At 43.1% G+C, this 20,685-nt stretch carries 26 protein-coding genes; 16 read left to right on the top strand and 10 right to left on the bottom strand.

The annotated features are described in order from the left end of the window. Positions 1-38: 38 nt before the first annotated feature. Positions 39-296 (bottom strand): hypothetical protein, encoded by a 258-nt coding sequence (locus KUH03_RS45585; protein ID WP_306429517.1) that lies wholly within the window; start codon positions 294-296, stop codon positions 39-41. Positions 297-476: 180 nt separating this feature from the next. Beyond that, entirely contained in the window at positions 477-1,145 is a 669-nt protein-coding gene (locus KUH03_RS08445) for an SDR family oxidoreductase (RefSeq protein WP_257092442.1), read from the bottom strand. A 567-nt stretch (positions 1,146-1,712) separates the two neighbouring features. On the opposite strand from KUH03_RS08445, the gene KUH03_RS08440 reads away from it, so the two are divergent. From KUH03_RS08440 to KUH03_RS08410, 6 genes are all read left to right on the top strand, one after another. Beyond that, positions 1,713-2,171: a carboxypeptidase-like regulatory domain-containing protein gene (locus tag KUH03_RS08440; RefSeq protein WP_257092440.1), complete on the top strand. Its 459-nt coding sequence runs from the start codon at positions 1,713-1,715 to the stop codon at positions 2,169-2,171. 85 nt (positions 2,172-2,256) lie between these two features. Then, on the top strand, positions 2,257-3,015 hold the full coding sequence (locus KUH03_RS08430; RefSeq protein WP_257092437.1) for a hypothetical protein: 759 nt from the start codon (positions 2,257-2,259) through the stop codon (positions 3,013-3,015). Continuing rightward, positions 2,910-3,755, top strand: coding sequence for a TonB-dependent receptor domain-containing protein (locus tag KUH03_RS08425; protein ID WP_257092435.1), 846 nt, complete (start codon positions 2,910-2,912; stop codon positions 3,753-3,755). Before KUH03_RS08430 ends, KUH03_RS08425 begins: the two co-directional genes overlap by 106 nt. Positions 3,756-3,805: 50 nt before the next feature. Next, on the top strand, positions 3,806-4,807 hold the full coding sequence (locus KUH03_RS08420; protein WP_257092433.1) for a hypothetical protein: 1,002 nt from the start codon (positions 3,806-3,808) through the stop codon (positions 4,805-4,807). Positions 4,808-4,817: 10 nt separating this feature from the next. After that, a complete protein-coding gene (locus KUH03_RS08415) occupies positions 4,818-6,452 on the top strand; it encodes a RagB/SusD family nutrient uptake outer membrane protein (protein WP_257092431.1) in 1,635 nt (544 codons plus the stop codon). After that, positions 6,439-6,576 carry a RagB/SusD family nutrient uptake outer membrane protein gene (locus KUH03_RS08410; protein WP_257092429.1) on the top strand — a complete coding sequence of 46 codons (138 nt, stop codon included), beginning with the start codon at positions 6,439-6,441 and terminating at the stop codon, positions 6,574-6,576. Before KUH03_RS08415 ends, KUH03_RS08410 begins: the two co-directional genes overlap by 14 nt. A 322-nt stretch (positions 6,577-6,898) precedes the next feature. Here the strand turns inward: KUH03_RS08410 and KUH03_RS08405 are convergent, their stop codons facing one another. Beyond that, complete coding sequence (locus KUH03_RS08405) at positions 6,899-7,411, bottom strand: discoidin domain-containing protein (RefSeq protein ID WP_257092427.1); 513 nt, start codon at positions 7,409-7,411, stop codon at positions 6,899-6,901. A 5-nt stretch (positions 7,412-7,416) separates the two neighbouring features. Further along, a complete protein-coding gene (locus tag KUH03_RS08400) occupies positions 7,417-8,241 on the bottom strand; it encodes an alpha-L-fucosidase (protein WP_257092425.1) in 825 nt (274 codons plus the stop codon). Positions 8,242-8,371: 130 nt separating this feature from the next. On the opposite strand from KUH03_RS08400, the gene KUH03_RS08395 reads away from it, so the two are divergent. The 5 genes from KUH03_RS08395 to KUH03_RS08375 all read left to right on the top strand — a co-directional run bounded on the left by KUH03_RS08395 (position 8,372) and on the right by KUH03_RS08375 (position 11,908). Next, a complete protein-coding gene (locus tag KUH03_RS08395) occupies positions 8,372-9,469 on the top strand; it encodes a histidine kinase dimerization/phospho-acceptor domain-containing protein (RefSeq protein WP_257092423.1) in 1,098 nt (365 codons plus the stop codon). Further along, positions 9,364-9,672, top strand: a complete 309-nt coding sequence (locus tag KUH03_RS08390; RefSeq protein WP_257092421.1) for a sensor histidine kinase KdpD — start codon at positions 9,364-9,366, stop codon at positions 9,670-9,672. Before KUH03_RS08395 ends, KUH03_RS08390 begins: the two co-directional genes overlap by 106 nt. Before the next feature lie 123 nt (positions 9,673-9,795). Further along, positions 9,796-10,467: a response regulator transcription factor gene (locus tag KUH03_RS08385; protein ID WP_257092419.1), complete on the top strand. Its 672-nt coding sequence runs from the start codon at positions 9,796-9,798 to the stop codon at positions 10,465-10,467. Between the two features lie 60 nt (positions 10,468-10,527). Then, positions 10,528-11,067, top strand: coding sequence for a Crp/Fnr family transcriptional regulator (locus KUH03_RS08380; protein WP_257092417.1), 540 nt, complete (start codon positions 10,528-10,530; stop codon positions 11,065-11,067). Between the two features lie 61 nt (positions 11,068-11,128). Continuing rightward, complete coding sequence (locus KUH03_RS08375; RefSeq protein ID WP_257092415.1) at positions 11,129-11,908, top strand: AraC family transcriptional regulator; 780 nt, start codon at positions 11,129-11,131, stop codon at positions 11,906-11,908. On the opposite strand, the gene KUH03_RS08370 is transcribed toward KUH03_RS08375, so the two are convergent. From KUH03_RS08370 to KUH03_RS08350, 5 genes are all read right to left on the bottom strand, one after another. Then, on the bottom strand, positions 11,892-12,701 hold the full coding sequence (locus KUH03_RS08370; RefSeq protein ID WP_257092413.1) for an MBL fold metallo-hydrolase: 810 nt from the start codon (positions 12,699-12,701) through the stop codon (positions 11,892-11,894). The two genes, KUH03_RS08375 and KUH03_RS08370, sit on opposite strands and share 17 nt — an antisense overlap. Beyond that, positions 12,629-13,030, bottom strand: coding sequence for a hypothetical protein (locus KUH03_RS08365; protein WP_257092411.1), 402 nt, complete (start codon positions 13,028-13,030; stop codon positions 12,629-12,631). Before KUH03_RS08365 ends, KUH03_RS08370 begins: the two co-directional genes overlap by 73 nt. Positions 13,031-13,352: 322 nt before the next feature. Further along, positions 13,353-13,487, bottom strand: a complete 135-nt coding sequence (locus KUH03_RS08360) for a hypothetical protein (protein WP_257092409.1) — start codon at positions 13,485-13,487, stop codon at positions 13,353-13,355. A 69-nt stretch (positions 13,488-13,556) separates the two neighbouring features. Further along, positions 13,557-14,894, bottom strand: coding sequence for a sulfatase-like hydrolase/transferase (locus tag KUH03_RS08355; protein ID WP_257092407.1), 1,338 nt, complete (start codon positions 14,892-14,894; stop codon positions 13,557-13,559). Positions 14,895-14,970: 76 nt separating this feature from the next. Next, positions 14,971-16,869 carry a hypothetical protein gene (locus KUH03_RS08350; RefSeq protein WP_306429516.1) on the bottom strand — a complete coding sequence of 633 codons (1,899 nt, stop codon included), beginning with the start codon at positions 16,867-16,869 and terminating at the stop codon, positions 14,971-14,973. A gap of 240 nt (positions 16,870-17,109) precedes the next feature. Here KUH03_RS08350 and KUH03_RS08345 point away from each other — a divergent pair, with 240 nt between their 5' ends. The 4 genes from KUH03_RS08345 to KUH03_RS08330 all read left to right on the top strand — a co-directional run bounded on the left by KUH03_RS08345 (position 17,110) and on the right by KUH03_RS08330 (position 19,195). Next, a complete protein-coding gene (locus KUH03_RS08345; RefSeq protein WP_257092406.1) occupies positions 17,110-17,832 on the top strand; it encodes a hypothetical protein in 723 nt (240 codons plus the stop codon). Then, complete coding sequence (locus KUH03_RS08340) at positions 17,829-18,275, top strand: hypothetical protein (RefSeq protein WP_257092404.1); 447 nt, start codon at positions 17,829-17,831, stop codon at positions 18,273-18,275. Before KUH03_RS08345 ends, KUH03_RS08340 begins: the two co-directional genes overlap by 4 nt. A gap of 219 nt (positions 18,276-18,494) precedes the next feature. Next, the gene (locus KUH03_RS08335; protein WP_257092402.1) at positions 18,495-18,800 is read left to right on the top strand and encodes a hypothetical protein; all 306 of its coding nucleotides are present in this window, start codon (positions 18,495-18,497) and stop codon (positions 18,798-18,800) included. Continuing rightward, positions 18,746-19,195 (top strand): hypothetical protein, encoded by a 450-nt coding sequence (locus KUH03_RS08330; protein WP_257092400.1) that lies wholly within the window; start codon positions 18,746-18,748, stop codon positions 19,193-19,195. Before KUH03_RS08335 ends, KUH03_RS08330 begins: the two co-directional genes overlap by 55 nt. A gap of 77 nt (positions 19,196-19,272) precedes the next feature. On the opposite strand, the gene KUH03_RS08325 is transcribed toward KUH03_RS08330, so the two are convergent. Further along, positions 19,273-19,563, bottom strand: a complete 291-nt coding sequence (locus KUH03_RS08325) for a hypothetical protein (RefSeq protein ID WP_257092398.1) — start codon at positions 19,561-19,563, stop codon at positions 19,273-19,275. 337 nt (positions 19,564-19,900) lie between these two features. On the opposite strand from KUH03_RS08325, the gene KUH03_RS08320 reads away from it, so the two are divergent. Beyond that, positions 19,901-20,653, top strand: a complete 753-nt coding sequence (locus KUH03_RS08320) for a TonB-dependent receptor plug domain-containing protein (RefSeq protein WP_257092396.1) — start codon at positions 19,901-19,903, stop codon at positions 20,651-20,653. Positions 20,654-20,685 lie beyond the last annotated feature (32 nt).

Genomic DNA, 20,685 nt, shown 5'->3' with positions numbered 1-20,685 from the left:
ACTAGGTTCGGTACGGATCTCTTGATTGATCTCAACTTTTAGAAATTGTAGGGGCGATACAAAGGTAAGTACCCTGAATCAAAATCATATTGTTGTTGTCCATAATTGAACTTGGCGTTTACATTTCGCTTTAATCCGATCGAATAAAAGTGCTGGATCCAATTTAACTTGGTGTCATTGATCGGGTAGTGTACCTGACTATAATCAACCAGACTGATTAATGGGTGTTCTGGCTTGGGCAGTCCGCAGAAGCTATGGAACTCCGAAAGGGAATGAAAGCGAAATGTATTCTCCATAATTGTAAATTTACGTATTTTATCCTTTGTTACTACCGGTTATTTTTCGATATCGGCTTTAAAGCGCTATTTAATGGGATTGCTCAAAACCAGTGGATACCGTATAACTTTTCCACTTTTCAATCTCGGCAGCCAATGTATTGATTTTATTTTTGGCAAGTTCATAAGCATCTTCACCCATCAGAAAATGAAATGGGGATTGGGTATTGTACTCAGCTCAATCAATAACACGGCTGCTCTTTGTGGATCATTGGCTTGATTGCCGTGAATCTGCTGTAGATGTGCGGCTTCGGTTTCCCTAGCCGATATGTAGTCTGCTATTGGATTCGCTGCGGTGTGGATGGAATTTTCAGATAGAAATTCAGTCCTGAAATAGCCTGGATAAACGAGCGTTGTATGGACACCAAAAGGCTGCATTTCGACCGCCAGCGCTTCGGTAAAACCAGCGACAGCAAATTTAGTGGAGCAGTATACGCCGAATGCAGGGAAATTACCCACCAGTCCGCCAATGGAAGCAATATTGAAAATATGTCCGGATTGTTGGCGACGGAAATAAGGTGTAATATGCCGGATGAAATTGAGCGAGCCAAAAACATTAACATCATAGTTGCGTCGTGTCTCCAGATCACTGAGTTCCTCTAGGGCACCTGTTTGCCCATATCCAGCATTGTTAACGAGGACATCGATCCTACCGAAGTAGTCAATGGCCGAGAGTACTGCCCGGTTGACATCTGTATCGTTGGTGATGTCTACCTCAAGGGGCAGAAAATTTTCATGATCGCCAATTTCATCTTCCAGCGCTTGTTTTGTTCGTGAAGTCGCCACAACAAGATAATCCTGGGTGAGCAATTCTCTTACTAAGGTTAGTCCAAGCCCTTTAGAGGCACCAGTGACAAACCATACTTTTGTGATTTCATGTATTTTTCTGTTTTAAATAATTTGATATTACAAAGGTGATGATTAGGTGTTTTTTGATGTAGGCAAATCGATGTATCTTGTAGTCAAATCGTGGATTCCCTATTTTTCAACGATTGCTTTTGCTTATTTCACGAATTAATTTCCCTATTCCCTCTATGAAGTGTTGAATTATTAAATTACCAGTTGTGTTATCTATAAGTTTATTTTTTATTAATAAATAGGGTGCTAAACCTGTTTATTTAGAGGTTGTGTGGTTTTTAATTAAATATTTCTTAATATTAAGGTAAATTATAAACCAAGTGAAAGTACCAACTTTGGTGCTGAATTCTAAACCAGACTAAAAATGCAGAAAACATTACTAATCAGTATGGCATTAGGGCTCTCATATCCCACGTGGGCTAATGTAGAGCGTAGTTATGTCAAATTGAACAGAGAGACGCAAGCTATTGCAGTCCAGTCTACCGTGAAAGGTGTGGTAAAGACAAAAACGGTGCAGCTATGCCCGGTGTCACCATCACCAATTTATCCAGTCAGAAAACGACATCTACCAATGCTTCGGGAATGTTTAACATCGAGGCTGCCAATGGTCAAAAGCTTAAATTGACTCAGGTGGGGTATAACGAGCAGGTTGTGACTGTCAACACAGCTCAATTACAAATTGTAATGGAGTCCAAAGATACCGAGTTGGAGGAAGTTGTCGTGGTCGGCTACGGAACGCAGAAGAAAGCAAACTTGACCGGAGCAGTTGATCAGGTCGGCTCAGAAGTTTTCGAAGGCCGCGTACTCGCCAATGCGAGCCAAATGCTACAAGGTGTTGTTCCCAACCTAAATATCGTCCCGGCTGATGGTAAACCTAACCGGGCACCGAGTTTCAATATCCGCGGTACCACGTCAATCGGCCAGGGCGGAAGTGCCTTGATTTTGATCGATGGAGTAGAGGGGATCCAGCTTCATTAAATCCGAATGATATCGAGAATGTCTCCGTACTAAAAGACGCTTCCTCTGCTGCAATCTATGGCGCAAGGGGACTTTCGGTGTGGTATTGATTACAACGAAGAGAGCGAAGTCGGGAAAATCGTCCATTAACTATTCCGGAAGCGGATCCTTCCAGAAACCAATTGCTAGACCCAAATTCGTAACGGATGGCTACGCGTATGCATCGCATTTCTTTACCGCCTATAATGCCTGGAATAATTATTCCTCTATCCCCAGTAAGCTGAATAAAACACAGATCTTTACAATGGACTGGCTCAACGAGTTCAAACGCCGCAAAGAGCAGGGGATTACGGATGAAATTACAGTCGATGATAAAGGAAATTACGTTTACTATGGTAATGAGGACTATTACGATGTCTTGATCAAGGACAATACCTTTGTACAGGATCATAACCTGTCGGTAAGTGGCAATACCGAAAAGCTGGATTACTACATCTCTGGACGTGCCTATGATTATAATGGGATGTACCGTTTTAATAGTGATAAATACAAGACCTACAATACCAGGGCCAAAGCAGGTTTACAGGTAAATGACTGGTTGCGGATCGCTAATAACATTGATTATAACTACGCGAAATACCGCGACCCTACGACGGGTGGTGAAGGGGGAATATCTGGCGTAATATTGCGGATGAAGGACATCCATCTTCGCCGATATTCAATCCTGATGGTTCGCTTAGCTTCTCGGCGGCCTATTCTGTGGGTGATTTTATCTATGGAAAAAATAGAACCGAAAGTGAAAATCGGGATCTCCGCAATACCACTTCTTTTGAGACCAAATTTCTTAACAATACCCTGCGGATAAAGGGCGATCTGACTTTTAGAAATCGCGATTTTAACTCGACCCGTGTACGTGTGCCTGTCCCTTATAGCACGCAAGAAGGTAAGATGCTCAAGCTGGAAACAGACATGAACAACAATATTTACCAGGTAGACCAAAACTGGAAATATCTATTTGGAAACCTTTACGGTGAATACGAAAAGACAATAGGTGACCATTATGTTAAAGGTTTGCTGGGGTATAATTACGAACAACGTGTCTATAATTCTTCCTATATCACGAAAACAGGCTTATTGACCGAAAATGTGGATAATATCAATCTGGCTCTCGGGCAAAATACAACCGCTACCGCTGGTTATAATAAGTATCGGAATGTTGGTGTATTTATGCGCGCCAATTATATCTTCAAAGATCGTTATTTATTTGAATTCAATGGGCGATACGATGGTTCTTCCAAATTTCCGACCAACCAGCAATGGGCATTTTTCCCTTCTGCCTCTGCGGGCTGGCGCATTTCTGAGGAACCCTTCTTTACGGTAGACAAAAAGATTATTTCTGACCTGAAATTTCGCGCTTCTTATGGTTCACTTGGGAACGGTAATGTAGACCCATATACCTATATGGATCTCTATGAAATCAAGATCATGGATCGTTTGTTGAATGGACAGAAACCTTCCTATACCTCGGTACCAAAGGTTATTCCCGATAATCTGACTTGGGAGACCGCCCGTACAGCTAATTTTGGACTGGATTTTCATCATTAAATGGCAGGCTGACCTTTACAGGTGATCTCTACCAACGTAAGACCTTGAACATGTATACCTTCAGCGTGGAGTTGCCAGATATATTCGGTGCGCAATCGCCAAAAGGTAATTATGCGGATATGACAACGAAGGGCTATGAATTGAGTGTTGCCTATAAGGACCGTTTCGACTGGAACAATAGTCCATTTAACTGGTCGGTGAAAGCTACTTTGGCGGATTATCGCTCAACCATAGATCGCTATGAAAATAAAGCCGGTCTGTTACAGACTGATCGTTATCAGACTGACCGATATTATGAAGGACAACGACTCGGCGAGATATGGGGTTATGTTACCCAGGGGCTTTTCCAAAATCAGGCGGAGATAGATGCGGCTCCGACACAAAAGGTCATCAAATCGTCCAATTCTGGTATTATCTATCCGGGCGATGTACGCTTTGCGGATCTCAATGGTGATGGGGTAATTGACTACGGAACAAATACAATCAATAGTCACGGCGATAAGACCATTATCGGTAACTACGAACCTCGTTATATCTATAGCTTCAATATCAATATGGACTGGAAAAATGTCTATTTCTCTACCTTCTTTCAAGGGGTTGGAAAACAGAATTGGTACCCAAGTAATGAGTCTATTTTTTGGGGGCAGTACAATAGACCATATAACAATTTACCCGAATGGCACCTCAATAATTATTGGACAGAAGACAATCCTAATGGATATTTTCCGCGATATGCCGGTTATAACGAGTCTATTAAAGCAACAGCCCAGACAAGGTACCTGCAGAATATCGCCTACATTCGGATGAAAAACATTCAGATTGGCTATAATTTTCCGAAATCTGTGACTTCGAAGCTCAAGATCAGTAGCTTGCGGGCTGGACTATCGGGCGAGAACTTATGGACTTGGTCGCCTCTGTATAAAAAAACAAAAGATCTTGATGTGGGCAATCTCATGAAATCTGACCCGGATATCAGTGATTCCAATAGTGGTGATGGATTTAACTATCCGGTGATGAAGAGCATTAGTTTTAATTTATCCATTGGATTATAATGTATTAAAAATGAAAAGAATCTTATTTATACCTATAATAGCACTCTTGTTCAGTTCCTGTGAATTGAACGAGCTACCGAAAGCATCGGCAACTGAAGAGGATATCTTCGGAACGGAGAATGGACTGAAAAATTACAGTAACTCTTTTTACCGGGATATCACCTCCAGAAGCGATGCTTTTAAAGGGGATGCGATGGCAGATTACGCTGCAGTAAATAGCTTGAATGATTTTATGGTGAAAGGTGCTTATTCTGCCGAAATCAGTACCGGCTGGAGCTGGACAGCCTTACGGAATATCAATCAGATGATCGTCAAATGTACAAGCCCGCAATTGAGTGATGCGGTCAAAAACAATTATATTGGCATAGCCCGCTTCTTTCGGGCCTGGTTCTATTACGATAAGGTAGTGCGCTTTGGTGATGTGCCTTGGGTAGATCATCCATTGACCGTTGATGAGACAGATATCCTTCATGCGCCAAGGGATTCACGTGAACTGGTGATGAAGCGCATTATGGAAGACCTGGATTTTGCCTATGCAAATATTACAGGAGACGGCGGGGATGGTACCTTAATTAATAAATGGACGGCATTGGGTCTAAAGACTCGTGTGGCCTTATTTGAAGGAACTTTTAGAAAATACCACAAATTAAACTTGGCGACAACACCGGCGGATTTCTTTAAGATGGCGGCTGATGCAGGAAAGATCTTGATGGAAACGGGACCCTATAGTGTGTATGTGGCCAATGATCCAAAGCTGTCACAGCGTCAATTATTTGTGAGCAACCAGCCTGTGAAGCAGGAAGTCATGTTCGGTCTTGCTTTCAGCAAAGATCAGGCATTGATGAACGATGCCAACTGGTGGTGGACCTCGGCGACCTACGGACCAAGACTGAGCCTGGTAAGACCCTTTATCAACAGCATTTTGAATCTTGATGGAACACCATACACCGATCGTCCTAATTATCAAACTGAGGAATTTTATGAGGAATGCCAAAACCGTGACTACCGGTTGGCACAGCTGATCCGTACACCAGGGTATAAGCGTGGGGGAGAGGCTGCCCCTCCAAATTTTGCAAGTTATACATACACGGGCTATCAACCGATTAAATATACCCTGGATGATCCTTATTATGATAACGGCGCCTATAACATCAACGCAGTACCTTTGATGCGTTATGCTGAAATACTGCTGAACTATGCGGAAGCGAAGCAGGAACTCGGGCAGTTGAATTTAACGGATTGGACTAAAACCATTGGTGCTTTGCGTGCACGAGCAGGAATCACTTCAGGAAATAATAGCTTGCCAACCAAGGTGGACAGCTATTTGAAAAATACATTTTTCCCGGATGTAAATGACCCTGTATTATTGGAAATCCGTCGTGAAAGGCAGGTTGAGCTAGCACTGGAGGGCTTCCGTTTCAATGATTTGAAAAGATGGAAAATGGGATCCTCGATGGCCAACCTTGCTTGGACAGGTATCTATGTGCCAGCATTGGAAAAACTGATGGACTTGGATCACGACGGCAAACCGGATGTGATTTTCTATGATGGTAGTAAACCTGCCTCTTCCATAACGGCACCGAGTGGAGTAGCTAAAGTTGCCATCGGTGGGGGAGTAAAATTTCCAGACCATGACAACGGATAATCACCTTGAATGGTATAAGGCGGTTCCGAGAAGCTGGGAAGATAAACAATACCTTTATCCACTGCCGGCTACAGCGATTGTTAAAAATTCCAACCTCATACAGAATCCAGGATGGACAAAATAAAAGCTTAGTTTCCAATTAACATAAAAAGCATCTCAAAAAGAGATGCTTTTTATGTTATTGAACCATTAGAATAATTTTGACAACTATCGTTTTGCAATAAAAAAATATCATTGTCGACACAAGTAAGCAAAGACTTATTTCACTCGTAAATCAGCTTTTAACACTTACTCCGGATGATGCTCCACTCGGAGTACATTTTTATCTCAATGATTCATACGCACTGGAAGCAGGCTCCATAGTACTTGTATTGAAAAAAGCTAACGCCGCTCCTGATAAACACCCACCTCATTCAGGACCACACGCTCTTTTTCGGGGCGGATACTCAAGCGTAATTTTGCCCCAATACCTCATCAAAGCGAAAGATCTTGATACGCCCCTGTGTGACCGGACTTGCCGCAAGGGGATACCATTTACCATCTTTAAAATAACTCAGACTATAAGTGGAGGGATTGTCCTTGCCTTCGGTAATGACAATACTGTTGAAGTTTTTGCTGCGTTCGAAATCCAGTTCATACCAGATCTCTCCTTTGGTAGATGGATTGGATACCCATGCGCTACCGAAATTGTCATCATTGGCGAAATCCATAATACTCATATCTTCAGCCCAACTGCTATAGGAAGGAACCTGCCTAGCGATGTTATGGTCTACAATCGGTGCTTGGTAGCTAGGTAATGCTTTGTAGTTGGGTGTTTTCTTGTAAAGTGCTCCGATGGTTTTTAAAGCATCCAAAGCGTTTTGATCCATCAGACCGTCACTGTTGGGTGCGACATTGAGCATAAAGTTGCAATAGGCATCGTTGTAGGGAATGACGAATTTCTCTACGAGTTCCTTCACATCTTTTACCGGCGTCGAAGGAAAAGATGTTTTCCAGAACCAGCTCTGTTGCAGCGGTAAACAAGCCATTGCCGGTAACTTATTATGTTCTTTGGAGATAAACTGTCCCGCTCCTGTTCGTAAGATTTGATATCTGTGTAAAATAAGGCGTCCCCAGGATATTTTGCTGAATTGAGATCCATCAATAGACACTTGGGCTGTAGGGACTTGACCAGATAATAAATGTCGTCAAATGGAACATCATCATACGAGATACGTGACCAAGGAGCATCCCAGCCGTCGATTACCAAAGCATCGATCTCACCATATTGTGTTAACAATTCAGTCAGCTGATCTTTGATCAACTGGATATGGGCTTTGGTGATGGTATGTGGACGTATCCCCTGATGCATGTCCAGGATGGAATAATAGAGCATGACACGCAGACCATTTTTACGGAAGGCGTCAGTAAATTCCTTGACAACATCGCGGTGCAATGGGGTGTTCATCACATTGTAATCCGTGGTTTTGGTGTTCCAAATTGGGAAACCACTGTGATGTTTTGTCGTTAGACAACCATAGGTCATATTGGCCGACTTGGCTGCTTTGGCCCATTGGTCGGCATTGAGTTTCGGCGATTTGAATAGCTCCAAAGGGGCATTTGGATCGGACCAGTCTTGCTCCATAAAGGTAGGCATGCCGTAATGAATAAACATGCCGAATCCCAGATTGACAAAATCAAGCTGGCTCTGTTCAAGTACTTTCTTTGAGAAATTTGACTGTGCATATACGATATTACTCATCAATAGGTAACATAAGCCGTAAAGTAAGGTCTGTGAAATTTTGGACATAATTTGCTAATTTGTTATCTGGTAAAGATACGATGCAAGAGATTACACTGTGCCTAACGGAAACCTAACGAATGCCTAATAAAAGGTTAATAGCTATTCCGAATAGATAAATAGATGTTATTTTTAACAGATGAACAGCGCCGATAGAAATATATACCCTTGGGCATTTGGTACCAGCTTCCTAATTCTGACTGTACTGATCGGCTTTTTGATTTTCAAAACCTACCAATTGGAAGATAAGAATTATCAGATCGGCCAGCTCAATTTGGTCCAGAATGCCTATGGTACCGCCATTATGGATGACAAGATCTTTCCTGGAGGAGATGCCTTATTTCAGACGGAACTGGTGCCTTACCTGAATACCTGGTTTAAGAAAGTGACGGATAAGTCGCCCGATGCAGTGCAGTATGGTGAGACCCGAATGGAATTATTTCTCAAAACTATGCGGACGAAACAGTCTTTGGACAGCATCTTTAAGCAAATCGTACAGCAACAAAAGCTCGATCCTGCACTCATTTACTTGTTCCATTTCGATAAGTTGGAACTTTACAATGCTGCGGATAATAGCTGGCAGGTCTTCTATGAAAGTGCCAGTGACGATAGCTCTGGAACCATCAGTGGTTCGCTCAGGAAAACCTCGCTCAACAATCGGGTGTTCCAGTTGGCGGTCAGTGATAAGGAGCCCATACCTTATCGATTTACCTATAGTCTCTATGTGGATTATGAGAACCGGAACTGGCGGATCATCCGGCAAATGGTACCTGTATTTTTGCTTTCCTTGGCCTGTATTGCTGTTATCGTGCTGCTGAGTTTTCGAACATACAAAAACTGGGTCAACCAACGTAAGCTGGCCGATCTGAAAACGAGTTTCTTAAACCACATGCGGCATGAATTTAATACTCCTTTGACAACAATCCTGGTCAGTGCACATAGCTTGATCGATAGGGACGCTAGTCTGGACAATAAAGAGGTGGTACAATTGGGACGGATTGTGGAGCGACAGGCGAAACGGCTCCGTGATTATTTTGAGCAGGTAATGGGATCTGTTGCATTACAAGAGCAGCAGGCTAAAATCATACAGGCTCCTATAGACTTATTGACAAGGGAGATCCTGGATGAATTGTGTCTTCGTTATCAAGGGAGGTTGAAATTGATTATATCCCACTTGAAAAGGATTTGCCCATACGGCTGGACGAAGGGTATTATTTCTCGATACTTGACAATCTGATTTCAAATGCTATCAAATTTAATGACCATCCGTGCAAGACGATTCGATTGAGCTGGGAACAGAAAGCTGAAAAGTATTGCCTCAAAGTTGAGGATAATGGACGAGGAATTGACTCTTCGGACAAGAATGCGTTATTTACGGCATTCTATCGTGGAAGTCTTCGGTGGGCAAGCCAGGACTCGGATTGGGATTATACTATGTGAAATCTTGTTTGGATCGGTTGGGATGGACAATTCGCATCGAAAATAACCTAAGTGGTGGTACTATTTTTTATATTTACATGGACAATGGGTCTTTCAATAGCAAAAAACAGGATTGATATCCTTTTGATCGAAGACGAACCCGATTTGGGCGAGGTTTTCTCGCGCTATCTCCGGTACAAGGGATTTACCGTGATATGGGAATGTACCGCGAAAAAGGGACTGGAAGCTTTTGGAGAGTGTGCAGCAAAATTGGTGATTATCGATGTGCAATTACCAGATGGGAATGGTTTCGATTTGGCCCAGGAGATCTTGCAGCTTAGAGCCGGGCAGCCGATTTTCTTTTTGACAGCCCTGCAGGAGCGTGCATCGCGTCTAAAGGGACTCTCGTTGGGTGCCGTTGACTATATTGCCAAACCCTTCGACATGGATGAAATACTGCTCAAGATCCGTAATTTATTGGCTGTGGCCTCGACTCCCGAAATAGTGCCCGAACGTAGGCTACAGATCGGTCAGCTGTGTCTGGATATGGAGCGCCATAGCTTGACTGATAAGCAGGGTAAAGCGCAAAAGTTGACCGTTCGCGAAGCGGAATTATTGCGTCATCTGATCCTTCATAAAAACGTATTGGTCAACAAGAAGGATCTCTTATTGTTATTTTGGGGAAATACGGATTTCTTTAATGGTAAAAGCCTGGAGGTTTTTATCTCGCGTATCCGTAAATTGCTTCAGCTCGATAATAAACTCCATATTGAAAGTATCTATGGTGCGGGTTATATTTTACACGAAAATAATTAGGTTTAACAAATTGCTATGCTATACGAAAATATCCTCAAAAATGTATCAAAGTGTATAACCTTGACAGATGAGGAAACTGAACGGTTCACCGATCTGTTGACCATACGGAAGGAACCCAAGAAAACGATGCTTCTGCAAGAGGGGGAAATCTGCCAGTTTGAAGGATATCTTCAGAAAGGCTGTGTACGTATTTATTATCTTGACGAAAATGGTTTTGAGGTGACTTTGGCTTTTGCGGTCGAAGATTGGTGGATCAGTGATATCGCTTCTTTCCATTATCATACAGCATCGAGCCTGTATATGGAAACATTGGAAGAATGTGAATTTTTGATGCTGACTCCTGAAACTAAAGAGAAACTACTGGAGACAATACCCAAGTTTGAGCGTGTCTTTCGTATGTTGGTACAGCGCCGGCTTGCTGTGCTCCAAAATAGGCTAATCCATACCATGGCCAAACCTGCGGCTGAACGTTATCTTGAATTTATCGACTTATATCCCACGATATCACAACGGGTACCGCAATATTATATCGCGTCTTACCTCGGTGTTTCGCCCGAATTTGTCAGCATCATTCGCAAGCGGCTGGCCGCAAAAAAATAGTTGTCAACCTATCAAGAAAAATGATTATGAGTATCGAAGAAAAGATTTTGGAAAGGCCTTTTTGTATTCTTGTTACGTAGATAAGGCTTTTGGTCATGAACAGTTTATTCCCGAACATGTGGTGATGTTCCAGCTATCTGGTGAAACACATTTTGACCATGAAAAAGGAAAGCTGGTGACAAAGGAAGGTCAGCTACTGGTTGCCCGAAGAAATCAATTGGCAAAGGCATTCAAATACCCATCGAAAAATACGGCCTATCAGTCTATTGCAATCTTGCTCCACACCGACCGGATCAAGAAGTATGCGTTGGATCATCAGCTCTCTTCGGATAAAAAGCAATCGACAGATATCAACATCCTTCTGAAAGGTGATGCGTTTATCAAAAGTTATTTTGAGTCGCTGGCACCCTATGCGGAAGCTTCGGATCGAGTCAGCCCACAAATGGAGACTATCAAAATATATGAATTGATCACCTTACTATTGGAAAGATATCCCTCGTTGAAAAATTTGCTATTTGATTTCTCCGAACCTTTTAAGATTGACCTGGAGGAATTTATGCTAAAAAATTATAAGTATAATGTTCCTTTGGAGAATTTTGCCAAATTATCCGGTCGTAGCCTAGCGAGTTTTAAACGTGATTTTGAAAAAATATTCCGCACCTCACCCCGGAAATGGCTGCAGGAGAAGCGTCTTTCCGAAGCCTACTTTCTGATTGAGAATAAACGGAAAAGACCCGTGGATATTTACCTTGATCTTGGTTTTGAAAACCTCTCTCATTTTTACGCTTCCTTTAAAGAGAAATTCGGAATAACGCCGGCGACAATTAATTCCATTGCTTAATCAGTTTTCCACCAGTAGTTGGGGCTGTTGTGGGGCTCATCCAGATCAACAACTTCACCGATGCGGGGGTGAGTAGGGGTTGTCGTTGTATGGATGCTTCTTTGGAAATACGCTCTAAGGGTTCGTACCAGGCATGATTGGCAAGGACAAATTTGGAGGAGTGTACGGGTAATAATTTTGCTGCCTGTAAATCTTTTGCCGCCTGTACCACTTCTTCGGGCATCATGTGGATGTATTTCCAACTCAGGTCATATTGTCCATTTTCGAGTATCGCCAAATCAAATGGCCCCAGTTTATCACCTATTTCTTTAAAATGGCTGTCATAACCACTGTCTCCACCTAGGTACAGTTTCCGGCTCGGCGTCTTTAAGACATAGGAGGCCCAAAGTGTATTAGCCGACCAAATGCTGCGACCTGAAAAGTGTCGTGCCGGTGTGATCGTTACATGAAATCCATTTCCTAGATCCACCTGATCCCACCAATCTTTTTCGATAATCTGATCGCTGCGGTAGCCCCAATATTCCAAATGTTCACCCACACCAAGTCCAACGATAATTTTGCCGACTCGGGGTTGCAGTGTTTTGAGTGTTTTATAATCCATATGATCGTAGTGATCATGGGAAATAAATAGGTAATCGATCGCTGGAAGCGCATCCGCTGTTGTTACATCAGCGCCTGCAAAGGCTTTGCCACTGCCCGGTATGGGCGATATGCTGCCGCTTAGTACTGGATCGACAAGGATAGTTTTCCCGTCTGCACGTAACAGATAGGAGGAGTGCCCCAGCCAGACCAAACCATTGGATTTGGTAAAAGACTGTCCCAATCGACAGGGACAGAAGGGATCTTATGTTTGGGACTGGTCTCAGCTGATCTTTTGAAAAAGTAATCGGAAAAGGCTACCGTCCAGCTTTGTGTCAGCTGCGGTGTTGGGCTGTTGTTGCGAAATTTTCCATCCTTGAATTGCTTCGATTGTTGGATACGTTTAAGTCTTTCACCTGAGGGTCTCTTGCCAAATTGGGGATGCATCATATAGCTAGTGATTAAGCCGATGAGAACAACAAGCGTTAGGGCTGACCATTTCAAAAATCGGAAGACGCCTTTGGCTTTGTGCTTTGTTTTCATCTTTACTTGTTTTACAATACAAAAATAGGTAGCCGAGCCATCTATTGTTTTTGTGTAAAGCTCAATTTTTATGTTCTGTATGGCTCACCCACCGTATGGGTATCTTATGTTGTTCGAGATAAATTCACTGTAGATCTATTCTGCTGGTTACAGAAGCTGACTAACTAGAGGTAATGGGTTTTTCTGGCTACCCAGTATCTTTATCCCTGGTAATGATGTATCCGTTTTATAAGGTTTAAAATAAAAGCCTTTGCGATCAGATCACAAAGGCTTTGTATAAAAGTTGACGCCAACTTAAAAACTATTTTGTTGACAAGAAATGCTATTGGTCAACAGATTTGAGCTGATCGGGATAGGGGATCTGTTGTCCCGTAGTTTTGTAGTTCGGCAACTGGGCTTTCCATGTCCGCAGCTGATCAGACAGTAGTTTGCTGAGCTCGCTAGTTTTCCCTTTCATTTTGGGAGCAAAGGTTATTAAGTTCACCGATATCCTCCCGCAGGTTATAGAGCTCCAATTTCCCCTGTTTCATATCGTAAAGTAACTTATAGTCACCTTGGCGTACAGCGGAGAAGAAATTGATACCTGGACCATCGGGAACAGTCCATTTATTGGGGACATTCCAGATAAGGGGCGACTATTCCAACTTTCGTCGTTCTTTCCCGTTAGCAGACTTGTCAGATCTTTCCCGTCTGGTTCTTGCTGTACAAGTTGGTACGCTTTTACTTTTGCCATTTGGAGGATAGTCGGAAATAGATCTTCGACCATGACCGGTGTCGAAGTACTGCTTCCGCTATGTCCGCTGGCCTGTTTAATCAGCAGTGGAATACGGATGCCACCTTCATAAAGAGAGCCTTTACCGGCCTTCAGGGGCAGATTTTGAGTATGGGCAGCGCCAGAACGTGGTGGGCTAAGGCTGAGCCCGCCATTATCACTCAAAAAGATAAGCACTGTATTATCGTATATACCTTTGTCTTTTAAAAACTGAATAATATCACCCATACTTTTGTCATAGCCTTCCACTAAAGAGGCGTAGGCGGCTTCGGTAGAATCCAGACCACGGTCAAGGTATCGCTGTACAAAGCGCGGATCGGGCTGAATCGGGACATGGACAGCATAGTTGGAGAAATGAAGGAAAAAGGGTTCTTTGCGGCGAATAGGTTCGGCAAGTGCTTTCAAGGCTTCCTGCGTCAACGCCTCGGTCAGAAAGGTGGAGGAGCCATGATATTCCATCAGGTCAGGTACAGCCTGGTAACTGGTTTTGCCTGGCAGATTCCCGTAGTTTTGCTCCCCATAGTAGTTTTGTGGATGCCCGGCTGAATGGCCCGCTACGTTGACCATAAAACCTAGATTGAGCGGACTGGCACCCGGAGTGCCAGCTGATCCCCAGTGGGCTTTACCGATATGGATCGTATAATAGCCGTTGGCCTTGAGAATACTTGGAAATGGTGTAGCATAGACCGTGTGGGGAATATTGGGCACGGGGCTTAACCCATTGATATTCCAGTCCGGTGGATTCAGTAGCTCATCCTTACTATCAGTGGGTGTATTGGCTTTGGGATTTGTCCAGTTTGTGACCCGGTGATGTGCAGCATTTAAACCTGTGAGAAAGCTCACACGTGAAGGTGTACACACAGGCGTGGCATAAGCATTGGTAAACTTGACGGCATCTTTGGCCAGTGATTCGATATGTGGCGTATGAAACTTCTCGTTAATAGCTGTTTTGGTGGTATAAAATGGTTCGGACATATCCTGCCAACCCAGGTCATCGACAAAGAATACCACAATATTAGGGCGTTCGGTTGCTTGGCGTTCCTGCCTGCGATTGACACTCTGGGCAAAGGCCCTGATCCTATGCTGCTGCATAAGAGCGATAAAATCAGTAATCTATAGTTTTTGAAGGACAACATAGAGACAAATGGTTTGCTATTGATCTAATTTGTTAACTCACTTTTCTTGCCATCAATGGTATTGTTCGAAATCTCACTGTGCGTAACACGCTCGAAGAATACACTTTTTTGTTCCAATGGAAGGCTGGATAAGCTGTATTTGTCTTGATTCGATTGCCGCGAAAAACAAGACCATCAACAGACTTCGCATAAAGTATGGGCTTATCAAAGGTCTCAAAGAGATTGTCTTCAATGATAATACCGCTATGAAAATACTTCCGTTGATTTTTAAGGTCCGGAATTTCAGGATAGATTGAGATAATAGCATTGGTAAACTGGAACATATTGGTCAGGGCATTGATAAATGTATTGTGTCTAATCACAATGTCATGACAGCTGCCGGTTTCATACCAGCCATTGGCGTCGCCACAGAGCAGGATCGCGGTACCGGAAGTATGGTCAAAGAGGTTTCGTTCGACAAGTGTTTTTCTCGGCGTGCTGAACAATGCACCACGTGCACGATTGTGACGAATGGTATTGCCACTGAAAACTACACGTGGCGTCCAGCTTAGATTTTCAATACCCATCGCTGTTGTCGCTGGGTCTATTACAGGATCAAGGGCCTGTTTAAACGTGATCTTAAATTCACGGATCGGATCATCGGCTTTATCCCGCAAGATCTGAATGGACTGAATCTGGTTTTTCTGACCCCAAAGTTCCATGGTACCTGACTGGATAAATTGGACGGTATCACCAGCATTGCCCCAATCGAATCCGTAGGATTGGTCGTGCATATAACGGCCGACCAGTGTTTTATCATCCAGACGCTTGGTGATTTTCAGGTAAGTACCATGGATGTTGATTGCGTCGTCCATCATATTTTCATACAGCCCATTTTTGGAGACGATAACGCCTTTACAGCCTGAAAAATGGGTCGCATCGGCCTGCGCGGTAAAATACCGGGGATCTTGATCGCCGCGTAGTGCCACTTGAAATCTGTCGAGGCTGATGTTTTCGGTGAGTTGGGCCAATAAGCCCATGCCTTCCGCATAATGCACGCTGATATTTTCAAGTCGAATATCTTTTCCTTTATGGACAAAAACACCGGGGCTGGGACGATGCCACGAACGCATAGCCACGACGGTGCCCGGAATAAGCTTTGGATTTTTCCATTGCTCAGCTTGGATAACACCCGGCGAAAGCTCGGTTACTTTTTTTGTTCCTACCCCAATATCGCTGGTATTGTAAACAATGCGTTTGGTTTTTTCCTCAAAGGCGATTCCGGATGTTGGGCGCATGGCCCAACCTTCGCCGGTATTGTAAAATACACTGTCTTTGATGGTATAGGTCACCCAGGGAGCTGTTTTGTAAACGATCGTACCATTGATTGTGTCATTCTTCAGGATCTGGACCTGGCAGATCTGCGGACGTTCAAAATCGATGTGTATATTTTTGAGTGTCAGGTTTTTATTTTCGATTAAGGCAATCGGTAACATTCGACCATGGTAAATAAAATCGGAACCTTGGCCATCGACTGTGAGGTTGTTACAGTGTTCAAATGCAATCCCTACTGTCTTGGGATTGTCCTGATCGTGGTTGGAAATATAGTATGTCCTTGACAAAGCTCCCTCAGGATAAAAGTCGTAGCGTCCCTTTCTGAATTTTAACACAAGGCTTTGTTTTCTATCGGTCTTCCCGAGAATGGTCTGAAGGACTTTATTGATTGCTGCGGAGCTGTTGGTCCCGGTGTTAGGAAGGATACCATAGTCGGAAAGATAAACGACCTTGGGGACTTGTGAAGCTATACTGTTTAGGTAAAAGCATGTTGCCAGTAAAATAATCAGTGTTGATCGGATCCAGCAGGTTGGTGTTTTCATATTGATTGTTGGTTTATGCGCTATTGTAGCCCATTGGATGAATGCTTGCCGAATATAGGTATTATCCCTTAACATCCCAATTCTACTCCGGTCCGTAGCGATATTTTTACCCGAAAGGAAGCAACAGAGGTAACCATCATATGTCGTTGTTGGTAGCGAAAAATAGGTTGTTTTGACGAGCTGTTAATAGTTGGATAAATGTTCTGTTTCTATCTAAAATTTTATATTTTTGAGATCAGGCTAAATCTAAATTGTGAAGGGATTATCGAATCGTTTTTTGCTGTGTTTTTGTTTTTGCTGATCTGCAGGATTGGAATGGCACAGTATGGATTGGAATTTGCTAGCCACAATAAAGAAGCTGACAAACGTACGAGCCTACTGATCGGCGCTCGGGAGTCACTGTCTTTTGAGCATAAACTCTCTATCGCTTTTGACCTGTCTTTTCTCCCCTTTCAACAGGATTATTTTGGTTATATCTTTCGGCTTATCACGGAGGATGGTGTCAATATTGACCTGATGTACGACCGGCGCCCTGATCAGGACAAACATTTCAAGCTGGTGGTAGGGGAGGATTTTACACCAGTATCTTTTAATATTCCGCCTACCCAACTGTATTACCATTGGACGCCAATGCGTCTGGAACTCGATGCAGACAGAAGGCAAGTCTATTTTGTGTGTGCTGGAAAACGGTATAGTTACAACTTGAACAAAAATTTAGGCACACGATTCAAACTTATATTCGGGGCAAATGCCATCAAAAATTTTCAGACCATGGATGTGCCGCCCATGCGACTGAAAGATATTAAAATCGAAGATAACGGCCGTTTGAAATTCCATTGGCCATTGGATGAAGTTGTGGGAAACAAGAGTTCGGATCTGCTGCGTAAGAGTAAGGCGGAAACCGTTAATCCCATTTGGATCAAACAACAACGCAGCGAATGGAAATTGCAGTCTACATTTACGCTTGAAGGACAGGCAAGCGTGGCCTTCGACCAAACTGAAGAAACCTTGTTTTTGTTGGCAACAAACGTATTGTGATCGGTAAAATTGGTGGAACTGACTTGCGTACGCAGGAATATGATAATGGAAAGCTCTTGCTTGTCAATGGCAGCCAGTCTTTATTTGATCCCCTACAGAAAAAAGTTCTCAATATTTCCATCGACCAGAAGATTGTTTCGGTATACGATTCAATCGCCCGTACCTGGACAAAACAATTTGATTTCCCTGCTGTGGGGACACACTATTGGTTGTTCAATAAATACTTCAGTCGCTCGGATACCAGTATTTATATGATTGGCGGCTACGGTCATTTTACCTATAAATCGAGTGTGTTACGCTACCATATTCCCAGTCAGTCCTGGGATAGTATCCCTTTACTGGTGATGAGATCTTTCCTCATTACCTGGCTGGAATGGGACAGGGCAAAGACGGGGTGTATCTCGCCGGAGGTTATGGCAGTTCTACGGGTGACCAGATGTTGAGTCCACGTGTGTCTACAGATTTTTAAGACTTGATTTTCAACGGAGGAAAGCCTTTAAAATCCATGAGTTTTCAGCGCAGTTTGCCGAAATGGTTTGGGCAAACAGTTTGGTTATTGATGATAACCGAAAGACCTTTTATGGATTGATTTTTCCCAATAATAAATTCAAAAGCCAGCTCCAATTGGTAGAAGGTAAGTTAAGGGGAACTGAAACCCAATTTTGGGAAACCCGATTCCTTTTGATTTTCATGATATTCGTTCTTTCGCTGATCTCTATTATGCACCAAAGTCGAAATCCTTTGTTGCCATTACGTTATTCTATGATGATAAAACCGATCTGACAAAAGCATCTATTTATACCTTGATGGGCCCACCTTTGGCAGCAGAGCAGGGGATGAATACTGTGGTAAATCCATTGACATTACGCTATATTTTGTATGCTGGCTTGCTCGTTATTGTCCTGCTGATCGGATGGTGGCTTTATCAAAAAAACGAGCAAGGGCAAGACTGTCCGCTCCGCAAATAACTGTCGATAAGGCTGTAGATTCTCCGAAAGCTGTTCAAGGGCAGCAGGAACAGGCAATCCAGCAACAGGAACTAGATCGTGATCAACAACACAAGGTGAAGGTATTCACTGCAGACACAATGCCACAACATACGGCTGGCATTTATCTTTTCGGCGGCGACATACAGATTGTAGATGGACATGGAAAGGAGATTACCAAAAAGTTTTCACCACTATTGAAAGAGCTGCTGCTTATCTTCATTATCTATACCGTACGCTGGGAAAGAGGGATCAGTTCTGAAAAATTGACTGAACTCTTTTGGTCTGACAAAACACAGTCAAGCGCACGAAACAATAGATCCGTAAATATTGCCAAGCTCAATAGCTTGCTGGAACAGCTGGGGATTTTAAGGTAACCAAAAAGAGTGGTTATTGGTGCATTGAAACAGTCGATAAAATATATATAGACTACCTACGTTTCAATCGACTGGTATCAAATAGGAAAAGTTTTACCGAAGCAGAAATTCGAGAGCTGCTGCATATTATTGATAAAGGCGGTTTCCTCTTCGAAGTGGACTACGAATGGCTCGACCATTTCAAAAGTGAGATGTCCATCCAAGTGTTGACGACCCTCGGCAATTTTATTGAAAGTCTTCTGGTCACCGAAAACGCTGAATTGATCATCGAGATCTGTAATAAAATATTCTATTTTGACGAGATAAATGCCGAGGCAATGGTTTATAAATGCCGTTCCTTGTTGCAGCTTGATACCACAGCTTGGCACTGCAGTGTTATGAAAATTTTGCCAGGTCTATCAGCGATTATATGGTGAGGCTTACCCAAAGAGCTTCAAGGATAGCCTGGAATAAAAAATATTAATATTTTAATGTGTTGATATACAGTTGTTAATGAGCGTTTGTGAGCTTTATTAATATTCTGTTAATCATCTGTTATACCCTGTTCCAATATATTCGTTTTCATACTTAATAACCAATCCAATGAAAGCGAAAAAAACTCTGCATTCTTCTTACAGGAATAATGGCTATGGACAGCTTGAGATAGGCATGCCCATTACGTCGAATAAACCTGTATAGCATTTAATAACCAATTTAAAACAATTTATGAAAACAAACTTCATTTTTAATGAAATCCCATTGCCGTGGCATAAACTCGGTAAGTATCCCCGACAATGGGCTTTGTCCTCGCTGCTGTTGCTGGCGCCGCTTGCTACGCTTGCGCAGCAACAACAGATAGAAGGTAAAGTGCAAGCCCGCAATGACAAACCTATTGCTGGTGCCTCAATTACCGATCTCAGGACGGGACAGACAACTTCTTCAGATAGTAAAGGCCGCTTTACAATAAATGCCATGCCTGGCGATAGACTGCAGATCACGTATGTGGGCTATCAGAAAACTGAAATGATCGTCGGACAACAACGGCTCATGGATGTACTGCTCAACGAAGACAATACCAGCTTGGAAGAAGTCGTAGTGGTGGGCTATGGTACGCAAAAGAAAGCCTCATTGACCGGGGCTATTTCTTCGGTCAATAATAAGGAAATTGCGGTCACCAAAAATGAAAATGTGGTTAATATGCTTGCCGGAAAGCTTCCGGGCGTACGTATCAGCCAACAATCGAGTCAGCCCGGATCCTTTGAATCGAATATCGATATCCGTGGCATGGGCGAACCACTCATAGTGGTGGATGGTATTCCCCGTGACAAAGACTACCTATCCCGTATGGATGCCAATGAGATCGAAAGTGTATCGGTGCTCAAAGATGCTTCGGCGGCGGTATATGGGGTACGTTCGGCAAATGGGGTGCTCCTGGTTACCACCCGAAGGGGAGCAGTGCAGATGGAAACTTCGAAATAAATTATTCTTACAATCGCGGTTGGCAGACGTTT

The sequence above is a fragment of the Sphingobacterium sp. E70 genome (assembly GCF_019285695.1).
In the GTDB taxonomy this organism is placed as follows: domain Bacteria; phylum Bacteroidota; class Bacteroidia; order Sphingobacteriales; family Sphingobacteriaceae; genus Sphingobacterium; species Sphingobacterium detergens.
The sequence above is the reverse complement of the archived record's forward strand: the minus strand, read 5'-3'. Positions and strand labels throughout refer to the sequence as shown.

Bases quoted from the DNA above. Each gene is read 5' to 3' on its own strand.
- KUH03_RS08415 (WP_257092431.1), top strand. From the start codon at position 4,818: ATGAAAAGAATCTTATTTATACCTATAATAGCACTCTTGTTCAGTTCC.
- KUH03_RS08410 (WP_257092429.1), top strand. From the start codon at position 6,439: ATGACAACGGATAATCACCTTGAATGGTATAAGGCGGTTCCGAGAAGC.
- KUH03_RS08350 (WP_306429516.1), bottom strand. From the start codon at position 16,869: ATGTTAAGGGATAATACCTATATTCGGCAAGCATTCATCCAATGGGCT.
- KUH03_RS45585 (WP_306429517.1), bottom strand. From the start codon at position 296: ATGGAGAATACATTTCGCTTTCATTCCCTTTCGGAGTTCCATAGCTTC.
- KUH03_RS08345 (WP_257092406.1), top strand. From the start codon at position 17,110: ATGGCACAGTATGGATTGGAATTTGCTAGCCACAATAAAGAAGCTGAC.
- KUH03_RS08420 (WP_257092433.1), top strand. From the start codon at position 3,806: ATGTATACCTTCAGCGTGGAGTTGCCAGATATATTCGGTGCGCAATCG.
- KUH03_RS08365 (WP_257092411.1), bottom strand. From the start codon at position 13,030: ATGAAAACAAAGCACAAAGCCAAAGGCGTCTTCCGATTTTTGAAATGG.
- KUH03_RS08330 (WP_257092400.1), top strand. From the start codon at position 18,746: ATGGTGGCTTTATCAAAAAAACGAGCAAGGGCAAGACTGTCCGCTCCG.
- KUH03_RS08440 (WP_257092440.1), top strand. From the start codon at position 1,713: ATGCCCGGTGTCACCATCACCAATTTATCCAGTCAGAAAACGACATCT.
- KUH03_RS08355 (WP_257092407.1), bottom strand. From the start codon at position 14,894: ATGCAGCAGCATAGGATCAGGGCCTTTGCCCAGAGTGTCAATCGCAGG.
- KUH03_RS08360 (WP_257092409.1), bottom strand. From the start codon at position 13,487: ATGAAAGGGAAAACTAGCGAGCTCAGCAAACTACTGTCTGATCAGCTG.
- KUH03_RS08400 (WP_257092425.1), bottom strand. From the start codon at position 8,241: ATGTCCAAAATTTCACAGACCTTACTTTACGGCTTATGTTACCTATTG.
- KUH03_RS08320 (WP_257092396.1), top strand. From the start codon at position 19,901: ATGAAAACAAACTTCATTTTTAATGAAATCCCATTGCCGTGGCATAAA.
- KUH03_RS08395 (WP_257092423.1), top strand. From the start codon at position 8,372: ATGAACAGCGCCGATAGAAATATATACCCTTGGGCATTTGGTACCAGC.